Source organism: Kitasatospora sp. A2-31 (genome assembly GCF_022288725.1).
Classification (GTDB): domain Bacteria; phylum Actinomycetota; class Actinomycetes; order Streptomycetales; family Streptomycetaceae; genus Kitasatospora.
In genome coordinates this window covers 622,778-623,025 of record NZ_JAKNTA010000003.1, presented here as the reverse complement: position 1 = coordinate 623,025, position 248 = coordinate 622,778, and the positions used below count along the sequence as shown (strand labels likewise).

1 rRNA gene (cut by a window edge) is annotated in these 248 nt (G+C 58.1%); it reads right to left on the bottom strand.

Going from position 1 to position 248, the window contains the following annotated elements:
- Positions 1-221 (bottom strand): 16S ribosomal RNA (locus tag MCM47_RS11690) (it extends 796 nt beyond the left edge of the window).
- Positions 222-248: the final 27 nt, after the last annotated feature.

Genomic DNA, 248 nt, shown 5'->3' with positions numbered 1-248 from the left:
ATCCTGCACCGCCGGAGCTTTCCACCAACCCCCATGCGGAGGAAGGTCATATCCGGTATTAGACCCCGTTTCCAGGGCTTGTCCCAGAGTGCAGGGCAGATTGCCCACGTGTTACTCACCCGTTCGCCACTGATCCACCCCGAAGGGCTTCACCGTTCGACTTGCATGTGTTAAGCACGCCGCCAGCGTTCGTCCTGAGCCAGGATCAAACTCTCCGTGAATGCTTGCCCGACTGTGCTCGATTAAGA